The sequence below is a fragment of the uncultured Dokdonia sp. genome (assembly GCF_947492815.1).
Lineage (GTDB): Bacteria > Bacteroidota > Bacteroidia > Flavobacteriales > Flavobacteriaceae > Dokdonia.
Window position 1 is genome coordinate 257,143 of sequence record NZ_CANLOB010000002.1, and the last position, 13,692, is coordinate 270,834.

A 13,692-nucleotide genomic window follows, 5' to 3' on the forward strand; every position below is an offset into this window, starting at 1 on the left:
ATGGATGTAATTAATGTGTCTTCAATGGACGATTACGTATTTGATATTTGTCATATAATCAATAACCTTTTATTGGATAGTCAAGAAAAAGCGGCTAGAGATGAATTGATAAAATTATTGGATTATCATGAAATTAATAATATTCAATATACTCCAATAGTAAATCATTTAATAAGAAAGATAGGACTATATCCATACATAGATTATAAGACTGCTGGATGGCAAGAGAGATATGTTTATGAAGTATTTAAAGTTGATACAGGAGAAAAAGAAAAACTTACTCTGCATAGAGAACAATCTTTCTTGTTAAAGAAACTAATAAATGGAGAAAGTATTGCTGTAAGTGCTCCTACTAGTTTTGGGAAAAGCTTTGTTATAGATTCTTTTATATCAATAAATAATCCTAAAAACGTAATGATTATTGTTCCTACGCTAGCATTAACTGATGAGACCAGAAGAAGGTTATACAAGAAATTTGCTAACAAATATAAAATAATAACAACTACCGATATTGATCTTGCCCAAAAGAATATATTTATTTTCCCTCAAGAAAGAGCAATAAATTATGTGGATAAAATTGAAGAAATAGATTTATTAATAGTAGATGAATTTTATAAAGCTAGTGTAAACTTTGATAAAGATAGATCGCCAACCTTAATTAAAGCAATTTTAAAACTTAGTAAAATTGCTAAACAAAGGTACTTTCTTGCACCTAATATTTCTGTTTTAAAAGATAATCCTTTCACGGTAGGAATGGAATTTCTTCCTCTTGAATTTAATACTGTTTTCCTTGAACAGCACAAACTTTATTTAAATATTAAAGATGATGAGCAGTTAAAAAACGATACATTATTAGGAATAATAAAAGAGAAAGAAACAAAAACTTTAATTTATGCAGGTACTTATTCAAATATAGATAGTATTTCAACATTACTTTTGACTAATACTTCAATAAAAGAAAAATCTTTATTGGAAGATTTTTCAAATTGGTTAGGTGTTAATTATAGTCTTAGTTGGAATCTGACAAATTTAGTTAAAAGAGGTACAGGTATCCATAATGGAAGATTACATCGGTCTCTTAGTCAAATTCAAGTAAAATTGTTTGAAGAAAAAGAAGAAGGGTTAGATAATATGGTATCAACTTCCTCAATTATTGAAGGGGTAAATACATCTGCCGAGAATGTAGTTCTTTGGATGAATAAAAATGGAACGTCAAACCTAAATGATTTTACCTATAAGAATATTATAGGACGTGGAGGTCGAATGTTTAAACATTTTATAGGCAAAATTTACATATTAGATGCTCCACCCAGAGAAGAGAAAACACAATTAGACTTACCATTTCCTGAAAAAATATTAGGAGATTTAGATAAAGAGAATTTTAAAAATGAACTAACTAAAGAGCAAGTGGCTAAAATTATTCTTTACGAAGAAGAAATGTCCGAAGTCTTAGGATCAGATGTCTATGAAAGATTAAAATCTGAAAATGTATTTCAATCTAGTGATTCAGATCTAATCAAAAGGATTGCTATTGATTTATCAAATAACCCTAAAAGTTGGAATGGGTTAAGTTATTTAAATTCCCCTAATGTAAATAATTGGGATAGATTCTTGTATAAGATAATAGGTTTTGAAAGAAGTGGATGGGATGATAAGTATTCTAATATAGTTGAATTTACCAAAGTTTTAAGAGTTAACTGGTTTAGATCAATTCCTAATATGTTAAAACGACTAGAGCCTTTTGATATAGGTCTTGATGATTTTTTTAAGCTTGAGAGAAAAGTTAGTTTCAAGCTCGGAGCCTTATTAATGGATGTTAATAATCTTCAAAAAGTAATTCTAAGTGATAAAAATTATGATATTTCAAGATTTGTTAATCATGTATCACATGCGTTTCTTCCTAAAGCAGTTTTTCAACTAGAAGAATTTGGTTTACCTAGAATGATCTCTAAAAAAATTCACAATAGTAATGTGTTAAAATTTTATGATGAAAATTCAAGCATTGAACTTCATACAGCTATAGATAAGTTAAATGAAATTGGCGCACAAAAAGTTAAAAAAGAATGCAATTTATCAGGATTCGAAAATTATATAGTTGATTACTTTTTTGAAGGGATAAAAACAAATACTTAATATAAATTATTAATCTAGAATTAAATGACATTTCGATTTCCTATTGAATGTAATATATGCAATTTTCAAAGTGTAGTTAAGGTACAAGCTGGCTACTTAGAAAAGTCTTTCGTGTGCATAGGTTGTCCTAGTTGTGGAAGTTTATTTAAAGGAGAATTATTACAAATACCTCCTAATGTAAAAATAGATTTTGACAATGCAAAACATATAAATTTAGAAGAAATACCAATAGATACGCCTATAATTCCAATTTCAACAGAATTACCAATCCCTAAAATATCTAAACAAATTATAGGTGGTGCGTCAGGAATAACCTTGAACCCTTATATAGCTCTTGGTGAGTCAATGGATTATGAAACTATCTCTATTTTTAAGAATAAATATTTAGCTTTTGCAGAATATAGATCTGAAAAAGAAGCTATTCTTGAAAATATCATTTCTTTATTTCAAGCTAATAAATGGGAGCTGGTAATATCAGAATCTAAAAAGCATTTTGCACCAAGTTTGCCAGAGCTTAATAAAACATTTTCTATAAGTATTGAAAGCTGTTTTTTTATAATCAGTGAAATTTTCAAACTCTTTATCTTAAATGTTATTCCTAAAAGTTATGAGAATAGTTATACTATTCGATTGTTATTTCGAGATACAATTAATCGAGTACAAAAAGATAAAACATCTCTTGCACATTTAAAAAAATCATTAGGTGATTTTTATAATATAGAAAAGGAGTTCATCATTGCGTGTAAAATCCTCATTACTTTTATAAAGAATTCTATTTCTTTCGTTCCAGTAATAGCACTAAGTTATATTGGCTTTAACGAAACCTTTAATGATAGTTATGGAATAACTACTTTTTCTTTTGATGAATTAAAAGATAATTATAAAGATTCTTTTGAGTTAATAGCTCGATCTTCGATTTTATATATAGGATTTTCAAATTATTATAAAAATAGAGATGAGAACAATTTTAAAAGTGTTTCCTCATGTAATTCTTTAAATGAATATTACAAATTAAATAATGGCAATAAAAGAATGGTTATTGAACAATACCCATATCTAAAAAAGTATTTTAGATTTTTATTAGATAATCAATTAAGGAATGCTATTGGTCACACAAAGACTGAATTTTTTACTTATGAGCAACTAATAAAATATTATCCATATACAGCTTTAAATAAAAAAGATAAGTTTAAAGAAAAAACGCTTGTCGATTTTGCATACCATACTTTTCTTTTGAATTTATCTGTTTTAGATCTGGTAAGCTTTATTGGTAAATGGCATAAACGGATAATCTAGCTATTTCTTAGATAAATAAAGTTTCATAAGAGAGTTTAATAAAATAGTAAATATCATAAGATATTTGAGAAAGCGAGATTATTTGGAATAATTCTTGAATTTCCATCTCATAGGAAAAAAAGGTATAATTCTCTATATTTGTTTAGAGTAAGAATTAATGATATGAGTACAACCGAACTTAAAAATATAATAAGTCAGTACATCGATACAGCAGACGATAAGCTATTGCGAATTGTTAAAGCTGTTTTTGAATCATATCAAAAAGAAGAGACTGATGTAGAAATGCCAGAAGTTTTCCAAAAGCTTATTGAAAAAGGATTGGAAGACTCAAAAGCAGGTCGAGTACGATCACATGATGATGTTATGGCTGATATTAAAAAGCGATATAACATAGCAAGTTAATGTATAAGATTGAATGGACGCTCAGAGCAGAGTTGACCTATGAAGCTGAGATTAACTTTATCTTACTTAAAGAATGGCCGTTTAAAGAGGTTGAAAAGTTCATAGCACTTGTTGAAGATAAAATCCAATTATTACGTGCTGGAACAATAACAGGGAAGACATCGAGTATTGAAGATGTCCGAATACTCGTTATTTCAAAACAAACCTCATTAGCGTATAAGATATTTGAAGATGAATTGAGGATTGAATTGTTGACCTTTTGGAATAATACCGTAGATCCTCGGGCATACGATGATTATTTAGAAATATAGACTATATCCTTAGTGCTAATATTAAAAAGTAATGATTATTATATCATTACTTTTTTTAGTTTCTTTGTTATTGCTAAAGAGTATATAAAGATCTAAGTTGCTTATATACTTGCAGTTCGAATATTCGAACAAGGTGCTAAGAAATGATGAAGTTCTTTAAAAGAATACTATTGATTCGTTAAAAAGGAATTCGTTTGATTTCTTAAAAAAGAAACAATACGTTCATTGATATATTGAAAGATAAAAAGGGAAGAATGAGTATGATTTTGGCTTTAGTTTGCTAAAACCTTAATTCGATTCCATAAGAAGTTTACAACAGTAGTTTCTGTTGGCTTCTAATCGGGCTTGATTACATTTTGATAAATGAGGTATTGAATCCAAAATATCAGGTTCGACATGAACCTCGTGAGGCGTGAAATACCGATGCTTGTGACAGGGTTTATTGTAGTTATAATCAAAGACAAAAAAATCTACTTCATCTTTTAAATCTGAGGCATAGATATCTTTCTTTCTAAAGTAATAGCTTTTCATAATCTTATATGGTCCTTCGACGATAGAATTAGAAAAAGTAACGTCCTTAAGGGCTATTTTCTTTTGAATAGAAATCGCACAAGATTTGATAAATTCGGCAACGGTAGAATTGTTATTCTCCGAGCCACCATCGACGATAAGGTCGAGTGATTGATCTTTGATCTCGACATCAAATTCATTTTTGATGGCTTGGCGTAAACTCTTAACTCGAATACGACCTGAGAGCTTTCGCGAAACATGATGAGATACGATTTTTCGTGAGAAATTGTCAACCACGGTATAGATATAGAATTTCACATTATCCAAGGTTTTGTATTGGGAGACATCCATGTGCCACGTGTGATTAGGATGTTCGGCATTAAATGAACCTCGTTTTTGAATTTTCTTTTTTGGCTTATGAGCTTGTGAAAGACCAAGTTTACGAGAATACTTATACCAAGAAGCTGAAGACATTTCTACAGAACCATCTCTAATAGCCTTACCCCAAATAGCACCAATAGACCAATACTTATGTGCTTTCTTAGTCATATAGTTTTTGAGGATGTCGATTTCAAATAAAGCAATTTGATTAGGACGCTTTTTAAAACAGGTATTGGAAAGAGACTTTTCGCACGCATTCTTATGAATACCTAACCACAACATATATTGTCTTGGCGATACGTTTAAAAATAGCAATAGAAGGTGTTTGGTAAAAGGGAAATTAGGATGCAGGTTTTCTAGGAGCTGAACGATAATTCCTTTGTTTCCATTAATAGAATTAAAGACACGTTCTTTACCAATCAAATTGAGAATAGTGATATAGAAACGAGCCATTTGCATAAAGACTTCTTTACCGAGATGAATACGAGGATCAAGAAAGACTTTGGTATCATTGAGGTTGGATTGGATACTTGATGCTAATTCGCCACCAACATACCGTTCAGGTTTTTCATTCTCTTTCCAGTAAGAAGCTGTTGAGTTTGGAATTTGATTTTTAAACTCATGTGGTAAGAGTTCATTTTGTAGACCGAGGGCATAGGTAGATTTAACATCAGAATGATACTTTTTGTATTTCCCCATTTCACTTTATAGCAATTAAAAAAGTGGCGAAAATAACAATCTTTTGATATGCAGTTGAAATAAAGAAAAGATAAATGTTAGATGATATTATATACACTTTTGATAAAAACTTTCTAAGAATAAAACAACTTATTAAGTTATACAAAGATGTCTTAGTACCTTCTAATGTGTCTTCTAAAGGAGATGTTTTAAGAGCAGTAACTGTATTGACTCATTCTACTTTTGAAGATTTTTTGAGAAATTTATTACGATGGAAATTGCCTAATGCTGATCCAGATGTTTTGAATAAAATCTCATTAACAGGAAAAGAAAGAAGAACAAAAATTGAATTTAGAGATATTGTTAATTTACGAGGGAAAACAGTAGACGAGGTTATTAAAGCCTCTATACAAGAACATTTAAATAAAGTCAGTTTTAATAATACAGCTGATATAGAATCCCACCTTAACGATATGGGAGTTGATACAAATCCTCTTAAAAAATATTACAGTATGTTGAATGATATGATTAAAAGACGTCATAACATTGTACACAAGGCAGACAGAACAAATGATGATGATATAAGTAAAACAAGAATAAAAACAATCAGGATTAGTCAAGTTGAGAGATGGATTGAAAATGTAGATAGTTTTGTTGTTGATTTAATTAGCCAAATGAGATAATGGGAAAATTTGAAATATATAGAGCGAAGAATAACGATTATTTTTTTAGACTAAAAGCAATGAATGGTCAAATCATTCTTGCAAGTGAAGGATATAAAGCTAAAAATAGTTGTAATAATGGAATTCAATCTGTAAAAAGAAATTCTATTAACTTGGATATGTATGCCAGAAAGATAGCTAAAAATGGTCAACACTATTTTGTATTAAAATCTATTAATGGGGAAATTATTGGTAAAAGCGAATTTTATTCTACAAAAGCAGGTCTTGAAAACGGTATATTTTCTGTAAAACACAATGCACCTTCGGCTGATGTATTTGATTTAACTTAATAATTTAAGTTTAAATTGGGCTGTTAAAAATTCCATATTGAAAAAGAACCGACACTAAGAGTGGCATACTCCCAAAAAGGTAAAAGCCCTTAAAAATTAGTGTTAGTTCACTCGTTAAAAACGAGCGTCAGCAGGGGAATTTTGAAGCATATTTATTAATATTTATTTTAGCGAATAATTTTAAAAACAAAAACTGAGAGTTATGAAGAAAAAGAATAATCTTAATAAGTTGACATTGAGTAAAATAATTGTTTCCAAATTAGAATCTTTACAAATGAAAGAAATTTATGGTGGAAGTATGAATGGTATTTGTAGACCACCAGAGACTAGAGGTCATAAATGTCGAACTATGAATTCTTGTCTAAATTGAATATATTAAGCAACGCAGCAGATATTAATTTTATAATAGAATCATTAAATTATATAAAGTTAAAATTTGAAAACTATGAACAATATCTTAGCTACGAGTTTAAGCAAAAACGAATTGAAGATGTGAATAATGTTTTACAAAAAGTTAGAGAACTTAAAAAACAATTTAATAATTATTCAGAATTAAGAAAAGCAGCTTTATAAATAAATGTTCATTGAAATAACCTCTATTAGTGTGAGGCATTGTTAGAAAAAGGTCAAAAGCCCTTAAAAAACACCCTTAGTTACTATCCATTTGGATTACAGCAACGTGGGTACAATGACGTGGTTACATCCAATTCTAACTCCATGGCGGAACGTTTTGCCTACAATGGAAAAGAAAATAATCCAGAACTCGGACTCGAATGGTATGATTTTGATGCCAGAAATTATGATGCTAGTCTTGGAAGATGGATGAATATTGATCCATTGGCAGAAGTATTTTATGAATGGTCTCCATATAATTTTAATTATAATAATCCCATGAGATATATAGACCCAACTGGATTAGGACCTCAAGATTTGATTTTTAAAGGAAGTATAAAATCTCTGGAAAAAGTTCAAAATAATTTAAATGCTGGATTAGGAGGAGAAGGAATAGCCACAGTTGGTAGTGATGGAAAAGTATCTATAAAAGAAGGGGTAACTAGAGATGATTTTGAAACCGATGAACAAAAAGCATTTTTTGATGTTATTAGTGAAGCTGCTGATCCTGAAAAAGATGATACTGTTATAAACGTTGTAGATGGAGATGAAAGAATAAGACTTGGCAATCATACAAAAGAAACTATAGATATTGGAGATATTAATGCATTTGGGGAAGGTGAAGGAGCAAATCAGAATAGTATCCTTGGTCATGAAGTAAAAGAACAATTTGAAAAACAAGTTGGTAATCCTAACGGAACGAAAGATGAACATCATACCGCAGGAAAGCAAGCAGAATTTAATATTAATGGTGGTTATGAGAGATTACCAGATACAGAAAACTTCAGACCAGAACAAGGAACTGTAAGAACTCGTAGAGGAACAGTGCAGTATACTACACCTACAGGTACAGGAGCATTTAATTTTAGGAAAGGCAATGAAACGATAAGTGTTCCGTTTCTTGTTATTAGAGGAAATTTTCAAAAAATAAAAGATTAGAAATTATGAAAAAGTTACATATTATATTATTACTATTCGTTTGCTCTGTTTTTTTGAATTGTAAAAATTCTAATGCTCAAGCCGATAATAACTCTATTGTTTTTTTAGAATATGTTAATCATATAGAGGATTCTTTTATTAAAGAAAAAACTCAAAAGGGTTTTAATATAAGTGAAGCTATTTTAAAAATAGAAGACATTTCTAATATTAAATCTTATATGGAAGAAGGATATTCAGATTATAAAATTCCTAATCAATGGAATATCAAAGATTGGAAAGATTGGTATGACTTGAATAAAAGTAATTTACGATTTGATAAGGAAAAAGAGAAATTCTATCTTGACAGTGATATCAAATACTTAAGAAAAAACCCTGTTGAAGTGTTTAAGGTTCACTTGAGTATTCTTAAAAAGAACAATGGTATTGAAAATGAAAATATCAATGCAAATCATCTTGATTATGCGATAACATTCTTTGAAAATTTGACTGGCTATAAAAAAATTGAATTAGAAGAAGACTGGGGAGAAAGAATTCCTAAACAATCAGATATTGATTTTTTAAATAATTGGTTAGATCAAAATAAAGGGAAACTTTCCTGGGATGAAAAAAATCAAGAAGTAAAAATCAAGTAATTACAAAACATACAGTTTAGAAAGACACTCATCATTAGGTGAGTGTCTTTGTTTATAAACAATTATTCCAAATCAAAACCAAGTCTTCTACAACTGTTTGTAAGTAAACTTCTGGTAATTTGCTCGAAAATTTGCTTAATTAATCTTTTTAATTTGTTAATATACTGTAAACACTATGTGATATGGTAGATGTATGAAATACTATAATTATGGCAAAGTGGTTAGTAAAGAAGAATTTGATAAGGAGCGCAAACGTATCATTGCTCAGCGTATCAAGGAAGCAGAAGATGATGATAACCTAATTGATGATGAGGATTTGGATTACTATTTAGATGAGCTACAAAAAATGTCATAGTTATGCTTTCACGCTAATAAAAGCATCGAATAATCTCGTCTTAATAACATAGCTAGGATCAAAAATACGTCCTCTCTCATAGTCTATAAAACCGAAATACGACAAACCTTTTTCGAAGGTTCTGAAAGCATATCCTCGATACGCACTATTTTTTATTTCTGGTGTAAAAGGATGAAAATCTAAGAGGTCTGGAAAAGCCTTGTAATACTTCTCTGCATAAAAAGAATCTTTTCGTTTCAAACTTCCATATTTATGTAACAGCATAAGAGAGAATCCAACTCCATACTGACCCCATTCATCAAGTTCGTATCCATCAAAATATCCCCAATTAAATTCCTGACAAAAAGCAGTAAAAACAAGTTCTAATAATCGGTGGTCGTTTTCTAAAATCTTTTTCGCTTTTTTAGTAAGACTGAGTTTATTATTTCTTTTTTTAGTAAACCCGATAAGTTCTAAGAGTATTCGTGATAACTGTATAGTATGACTATCAGATTCTCTTCGAAGAAACGTATATCCTTCTTCTATAAATTCTTCTGTGAGTCCTCCGTTATGATAAGTATCTTTTACAATTTTAGTAGGAAGTGCTCCTGTTTTGGTTAGTTTTACTTCTGTTTCATTTCCTATGGACTTAACTAGGTATTTTATTTGATTCAGTAGAGGGATACTTTGATATTGTTGTTCTGAAAGTCTATTGAGTTTAATGATACTTTGTTTTGCAAAAGGTTCTCGTAAGAGGTAATGCATTTGATTAGGTGATATGCCGTCAAATTCTTCTAACCCTGTATTATTTTGTTTTTCAAAATGCTTCTTAATCTCTTTTTCTATATCATCTGAAAACATAATTACATATTTAGTGAAATAAAAATACAATTTTGTAGTAAAAAACACTCATCAAGACTGATAAGTGTTTAGAAAATATTCAATTATTCTAACCAAATTTCTTTGGCTTTGTTAAATCCTACCCATCGCATTTCTTTATCATACCCGCGAGCAGACAAACTGTAACGAATGAGTTTTTCAAGCGGAATGTCATAGGCAAGAATGAATCGCAAGAGTTCTCCGTTCAAAGTTGCAAGCGTACCTTTAAGCTCTTCCCAGAACCATAATGGATTACGATCTGCAAAGATCTCAGCAATCCGATCATAGGAAAGGGAAGTATAACTAGTAGGTAATACTTCAAAGGCTTCTCCAATAACCGTTGGATGATCAACAGGCACGATTAAATAATCATGGTCAATACTTTGTACAACACCGTAAACCTTATCAGTCGTACGGTTTTCAAAGTTGAGCCACAAGGCATTGTCAATTGCCTTACTTTTTTGTTGCTGTCGTATCATTATTTTTGTCTTTAGCTAATGTTCCTTTTTTAAGAGCAATGGTTTTAACAGGCTCTTTCTTTTTTACTTGCTTTGCATCATCTTTTATTTCGGGTGTTTCTTTTACTTCTTCAGTTTCACCTTTTGCATCTTCCTTTTTAATAGGCGTACCATTGAGTGAAATAATATCTTCACGAGACGTCAAACCTTCTGCTGCTTTTTTGCGAAGTAATCGCTGAGAATTAAACAGTGGTCTACATTTAATATTAAAAGCAGTATAGTTTAGTGCCTCTTTTGGATTTTTGTGACTCCCTGCATAGATGGTATAAAGCTCATCATTAGTAAGGGTATGATCTCTAGCATCCATAATAATATTGAATGCTCGTGTGGCCACGTCATTTAATGAGCCTTTCGTTTCAGAAGTATCAAAGCCTAATGCTTCAATCTGTTTCTTTTGTTCTTCATTGGCATACTTTAAAAAAACTTCTGCTTCTTTTCGATAGCCTTTGAGACGATCTGCAACAGTTGCTTTTTCTTCTTTGGCTTGAGTGATCTTTGCATCAGCATCTTTTAAGAGTTCTTGATCGGTAGTGATATTCTGTATCAGCGTATCAACAATACTTGGTGTTTCCATAATATTCAGTTTTAAAAATTAGTAATTGAGTTATTTGATTTTATAGAGCGGATAGACCACAAGGTCTCCTTTGTTATAGTTTTCTTTTTCGATAAGGCGAGTGATTTCCGCTTCCGCTTCTTCTTTGGTATCGTAAAACACTTTTGGTGGAGATTCCACGATGTATTTATCCTCTTCTTTTACTGAAGAAGAATAAATACCGTAGACCTGAATGGTAAATCCAGCTTTGTAGAGTAATGAGATGTAGTTATTCCTGTCATAGCTATCCCACTCTGAAGTAGGCTTCATATACAAGTAATGAATCTGATTGTTTGTTTTAGTAAACAAAGCATCGACTTCCTCATCTGAAAAGCTAATCGGTTGAGATAACTTCACAGTCCATTTATGAATGATGTATAACAAGATGTTATAACCCTACTTATCCAAGAATACTACACCCAATTATCACAGCGAGGAAATCAAAGACGTGGCGGGGGATTATCAAAAGCCTTTTTAAATAAACATCAACAAGCACTTAAGAAGTTCCTAGTTTACTTAAAAGAACACAATGCCAGTATTAAATTTGGCGTACATCTTAAAGGAGAGAAAATATCCTATCACAATACGGATAAGGTAATCCTTACCCAAGAGGAAATCAAACGACTTTTTAAAGCCTGCGCATACTCCCACATGAGTGAACACTTTCAAATGAGAGATCGTGCAATACTCGTATTGTTATATAGTTGCGGATTAAGGCGAAATGAAGCAGTACATATCAATTGTGAAGATATCTTATTTGATAAAGGACGCATCTATGTCCGTAAAGGCAAAAACTACAAAGAACGCTTTGTGCCGATTAATACCTATAATTTAAGTATCCTTCAAGACTATCTCTATGAAGGCAGACCAGAGTTTCAGAATAACTATCAAACCGATGCTTTTTTGATTTCGCAACGAGGAACCCGTATCAATGATATGTCGATAGCTAATAGGCTCAAGTATATAGTTGATGCCAGCGAGGATGAAAATATCCAAGCAAAGAATATTACCCTGCATACCTTACGTCATAGCATCGCCACGCATCTCATGCAAAACAAGGTGCCTATGAAATCCATTAGTCAATTCCTCGGCCATTCTTCGCTTGAATCAACGCAGATATACACGCATTTGGTAAATATGAACGAACATGAAATCATTTGATACTTATCTCTATGAAAAGGCGTATGCCAAATCAACAATCAATACCTATTTGATCTGTTACGATAAGTTTATGAGTTGGTGTGAATCAAAAGACTATGATCCCTATACCATTGATTATAAAACCTGTTTAACCTACGCAAAGAAAATACAACGTCCCATAGCAGGGAAGCGACCTTCAAAGAAAACCACCAAACTACGTATTGGAGCCTCGTAACGCTAAAGGGAGATATCAAAGCACTTAAAGAGCGTATTGATGCCATTCCCGATGAGATCAATAAACGATTAGCAGATTTGCACCAGCTTCAGTGTATGGGGAAACACTACGAAAATGAAGTAGTTTCTGAATACCACAAAGCACATTCCTTATTTGTTACGGAAAACCTCTACAGACGTAAAGATGGTGTTACGGCTCCTGATGCCTTTTTAAAAGCACCGCCAAAGCTTACCACCTACTTCGATCATATTGTTGAACCTATTAAAAAATCATAATTATGAAAAATTTATATACATATATCACCTTGTTTGTTATTGCAATATTTACCATAGGGTGTGAACAAGAAACACCAAATAATCATCACGTATCTCTTATTGTTGATCGTAGTGAAGAAGATAGTTATGCTCCTGATACAGATGATGTCGAAACCTATCTTACAGATACAAGTCCTAATGATGGAATTACTATAGGGTTGAGTTATGTTTCTGATACGCCTTATGCTTCTAAATATAGTTTTGTGTTAAAGCCAGGGACTACCGGACTTCTTTCTAATGAAGATCAGCGTCGTAAACAAATCAGAAGATTTCATAAACAGTTCAACGATTCTTTGGATTATTATAATAATGAGCAAGAACCGTTACGACGTTCTGATATTTTCAGAGTGGTAGTCCGAGAGTTAGATTATCTTTCCAAACAACAAGGAGAACGTACCTTGCTTATATTCTCTGACCTTAAAGAGCATAGCTCGCTCTATTCAGTTTATCACCCAAGAAATCGTCAGCAGATAGTAAAGAATCCTATTAAGGTGGGTGATTATTTTAATGAAGAGACACAGCCTAGCAAGAGTTTAGAAGGGATTACTGTTCATATTATTTATGAACCCTCTATTGAAGATACTGAAGTCTTCACGGCTATGGTAGTGATTTATCGAAACCTTATAGAACCCTATGGAGGGAAGCTTCTTATAGGACGTCATACTAAAATTGAGCACCTGTAATGGAAGATTCTTTATTCTTCCGCTTTATCAAAGGGGTTTTCAGATTACTCTGGAAACTCCTTTTGAATCTGATCTACATCATCGGTAAACT

General features: G+C 31.3%; 19 protein-coding genes. 14 read left to right on the top strand and 5 right to left on the bottom strand.

The features are described 5' to 3' along the window. The 4 genes from Q1A01_RS03850 to Q1A01_RS03865 all read left to right on the top strand — a co-directional run bounded on the left by Q1A01_RS03850 (position 1) and on the right by Q1A01_RS03865 (position 4,142). Positions 1-2,133, top strand: a complete 2,133-nt coding sequence (locus Q1A01_RS03850; RefSeq protein ID WP_299676250.1) for a DEAD/DEAH box helicase — start codon at positions 1-3, stop codon at positions 2,131-2,133. A gap of 24 nt (positions 2,134-2,157) precedes the next feature. Then, entirely contained in the window at positions 2,158-3,429 is a 1,272-nt protein-coding gene (locus Q1A01_RS03855) for a hypothetical protein (RefSeq protein ID WP_299676253.1), read from the top strand. A 162-nt stretch (positions 3,430-3,591) separates the two neighbouring features. Then, positions 3,592-3,831, top strand: coding sequence for a hypothetical protein (locus tag Q1A01_RS03860; protein WP_299676256.1), 240 nt, complete (start codon positions 3,592-3,594; stop codon positions 3,829-3,831). Beyond that, positions 3,831-4,142 carry a hypothetical protein gene (locus Q1A01_RS03865; protein WP_299676259.1) on the top strand — a complete coding sequence of 104 codons (312 nt, stop codon included), beginning with the start codon at positions 3,831-3,833 and terminating at the stop codon, positions 4,140-4,142. Before Q1A01_RS03860 ends, Q1A01_RS03865 begins: the two co-directional genes overlap by 1 nt. 288 nt (positions 4,143-4,430) lie before the next feature. On the opposite strand, the gene Q1A01_RS03870 is transcribed toward Q1A01_RS03865, so the two are convergent. Beyond that, positions 4,431-5,732, bottom strand: a complete 1,302-nt coding sequence (locus Q1A01_RS03870) for a DDE-type integrase/transposase/recombinase (protein WP_299676262.1) — start codon at positions 5,730-5,732, stop codon at positions 4,431-4,433. 74 nt (positions 5,733-5,806) lie between these two features. On the opposite strand from Q1A01_RS03870, the gene Q1A01_RS03875 reads away from it, so the two are divergent. The 6 genes from Q1A01_RS03875 to Q1A01_RS03895 all read left to right on the top strand — a co-directional run bounded on the left by Q1A01_RS03875 (position 5,807) and on the right by Q1A01_RS03895 (position 9,261). Beyond that, positions 5,807-6,394 (top strand): HEPN domain-containing protein, encoded by a 588-nt coding sequence (locus tag Q1A01_RS03875; protein WP_299676265.1) that lies wholly within the window; start codon positions 5,807-5,809, stop codon positions 6,392-6,394. Continuing rightward, complete coding sequence (locus Q1A01_RS03880; protein WP_299676268.1) at positions 6,394-6,723, top strand: YegP family protein; 330 nt, start codon at positions 6,394-6,396, stop codon at positions 6,721-6,723. Before Q1A01_RS03875 ends, Q1A01_RS03880 begins: the two co-directional genes overlap by 1 nt. Positions 6,724-6,925: 202 nt before the next feature. After that, entirely contained in the window at positions 6,926-7,093 is a 168-nt protein-coding gene (locus tag Q1A01_RS23880) for a class I lanthipeptide (protein ID WP_366520084.1), read from the top strand. 242 nt (positions 7,094-7,335) lie between these two features. After that, complete coding sequence (locus tag Q1A01_RS03885; protein ID WP_299676270.1) at positions 7,336-8,274, top strand: RHS repeat-associated core domain-containing protein; 939 nt, start codon at positions 7,336-7,338, stop codon at positions 8,272-8,274. Between the two features lie 5 nt (positions 8,275-8,279). After that, positions 8,280-8,906 carry a hypothetical protein gene (locus Q1A01_RS03890; protein ID WP_299676272.1) on the top strand — a complete coding sequence of 209 codons (627 nt, stop codon included), beginning with the start codon at positions 8,280-8,282 and terminating at the stop codon, positions 8,904-8,906. A 193-nt stretch (positions 8,907-9,099) separates the two neighbouring features. Further along, a complete protein-coding gene (locus Q1A01_RS03895; RefSeq protein WP_299676274.1) occupies positions 9,100-9,261 on the top strand; it encodes a hypothetical protein in 162 nt (53 codons plus the stop codon). On the opposite strand, the gene Q1A01_RS03900 is transcribed toward Q1A01_RS03895, so the two are convergent. The 4 genes from Q1A01_RS03900 to Q1A01_RS03915 all read right to left on the bottom strand — a co-directional run bounded on the left by Q1A01_RS03900 (position 9,262) and on the right by Q1A01_RS03915 (position 11,586). Next, positions 9,262-10,101 (bottom strand): hypothetical protein, encoded by an 840-nt coding sequence (locus Q1A01_RS03900; RefSeq protein WP_299676277.1) that lies wholly within the window; start codon positions 10,099-10,101, stop codon positions 9,262-9,264. Between the two features lie 83 nt (positions 10,102-10,184). Continuing rightward, a complete protein-coding gene (locus Q1A01_RS03905) occupies positions 10,185-10,598 on the bottom strand; it encodes a hypothetical protein (protein ID WP_299676280.1) in 414 nt (137 codons plus the stop codon). Then, positions 10,573-11,211: a hypothetical protein gene (locus Q1A01_RS03910; protein ID WP_299676283.1), complete on the bottom strand. Its 639-nt coding sequence runs from the start codon at positions 11,209-11,211 to the stop codon at positions 10,573-10,575. Before Q1A01_RS03910 ends, Q1A01_RS03905 begins: the two co-directional genes overlap by 26 nt. A gap of 30 nt (positions 11,212-11,241) precedes the next feature. Further along, positions 11,242-11,586: a hypothetical protein gene (locus Q1A01_RS03915; RefSeq protein WP_299676286.1), complete on the bottom strand. Its 345-nt coding sequence runs from the start codon at positions 11,584-11,586 to the stop codon at positions 11,242-11,244. Positions 11,587-11,826: 240 nt separating this feature from the next. Between Q1A01_RS03915 and Q1A01_RS03920 the strand changes: the two genes are divergently transcribed. The 4 genes from Q1A01_RS03920 (at position 11,827) to Q1A01_RS03935 (ending at position 13,601) form a co-directional block, all read left to right on the top strand. After that, entirely contained in the window at positions 11,827-12,390 is a 564-nt protein-coding gene (locus Q1A01_RS03920; RefSeq protein WP_299676627.1) for a tyrosine-type recombinase/integrase, read from the top strand. Beyond that, positions 12,377-12,604 carry a hypothetical protein gene (locus tag Q1A01_RS03925; protein ID WP_299676289.1) on the top strand — a complete coding sequence of 76 codons (228 nt, stop codon included), beginning with the start codon at positions 12,377-12,379 and terminating at the stop codon, positions 12,602-12,604. The genes Q1A01_RS03920 and Q1A01_RS03925 overlap by 14 nt, the downstream gene beginning before the upstream one ends. Before the next feature lie 95 nt (positions 12,605-12,699). Next, on the top strand, positions 12,700-12,879 hold the full coding sequence (locus Q1A01_RS03930) for a hypothetical protein (protein WP_299676292.1): 180 nt from the start codon (positions 12,700-12,702) through the stop codon (positions 12,877-12,879). Positions 12,880-12,881: 2 nt separating this feature from the next. After that, positions 12,882-13,601 (top strand): hypothetical protein, encoded by a 720-nt coding sequence (locus Q1A01_RS03935; protein WP_299676295.1) that lies wholly within the window; start codon positions 12,882-12,884, stop codon positions 13,599-13,601. Positions 13,602-13,692: the final 91 nt, after the last annotated feature.

Excerpts from the sequence above, each read along its gene's own strand:
- Q1A01_RS03880 (WP_299676268.1), top strand. The coding sequence starts at position 6,394 with ATGGGAAAATTTGAAATATATAGAGCGAAGAATAACGATTATTTTTTT.
- Q1A01_RS03890 (WP_299676272.1), top strand. The coding sequence starts at position 8,280 with ATGAAAAAGTTACATATTATATTATTACTATTCGTTTGCTCTGTTTTT.
- Q1A01_RS03870 (WP_299676262.1), bottom strand. The coding sequence starts at position 5,732 with ATGGGGAAATACAAAAAGTATCATTCTGATGTTAAATCTACCTATGCC.
- Q1A01_RS23880 (WP_366520084.1), top strand. The coding sequence starts at position 6,926 with ATGAAGAAAAAGAATAATCTTAATAAGTTGACATTGAGTAAAATAATT.
- Q1A01_RS03905 (WP_299676280.1), bottom strand. The coding sequence starts at position 10,598 with ATGATACGACAGCAACAAAAAAGTAAGGCAATTGACAATGCCTTGTGG.
- Q1A01_RS03850 (WP_299676250.1), top strand. The coding sequence starts at position 1 with ATGGATGTAATTAATGTGTCTTCAATGGACGATTACGTATTTGATATT.
- Q1A01_RS03930 (WP_299676292.1), top strand. The coding sequence starts at position 12,700 with ATGGGGAAACACTACGAAAATGAAGTAGTTTCTGAATACCACAAAGCA.
- Q1A01_RS03875 (WP_299676265.1), top strand. The coding sequence starts at position 5,807 with ATGTTAGATGATATTATATACACTTTTGATAAAAACTTTCTAAGAATA.
- Q1A01_RS03865 (WP_299676259.1), top strand. The coding sequence starts at position 3,831 with ATGTATAAGATTGAATGGACGCTCAGAGCAGAGTTGACCTATGAAGCT.
- Q1A01_RS03935 (WP_299676295.1), top strand. The coding sequence starts at position 12,882 with ATGAAAAATTTATATACATATATCACCTTGTTTGTTATTGCAATATTT.
- Q1A01_RS03855 (WP_299676253.1), top strand. The coding sequence starts at position 2,158 with ATGACATTTCGATTTCCTATTGAATGTAATATATGCAATTTTCAAAGT.
- Q1A01_RS03860 (WP_299676256.1), top strand. The coding sequence starts at position 3,592 with ATGAGTACAACCGAACTTAAAAATATAATAAGTCAGTACATCGATACA.
- Q1A01_RS03925 (WP_299676289.1), top strand. The coding sequence starts at position 12,377 with ATGAAATCATTTGATACTTATCTCTATGAAAAGGCGTATGCCAAATCA.
- Q1A01_RS03910 (WP_299676283.1), bottom strand. The coding sequence starts at position 11,211 with ATGGAAACACCAAGTATTGTTGATACGCTGATACAGAATATCACTACC.
- Q1A01_RS03895 (WP_299676274.1), top strand. The coding sequence starts at position 9,100 with ATGAAATACTATAATTATGGCAAAGTGGTTAGTAAAGAAGAATTTGAT.
- Q1A01_RS03900 (WP_299676277.1), bottom strand. The coding sequence starts at position 10,101 with ATGTTTTCAGATGATATAGAAAAAGAGATTAAGAAGCATTTTGAAAAA.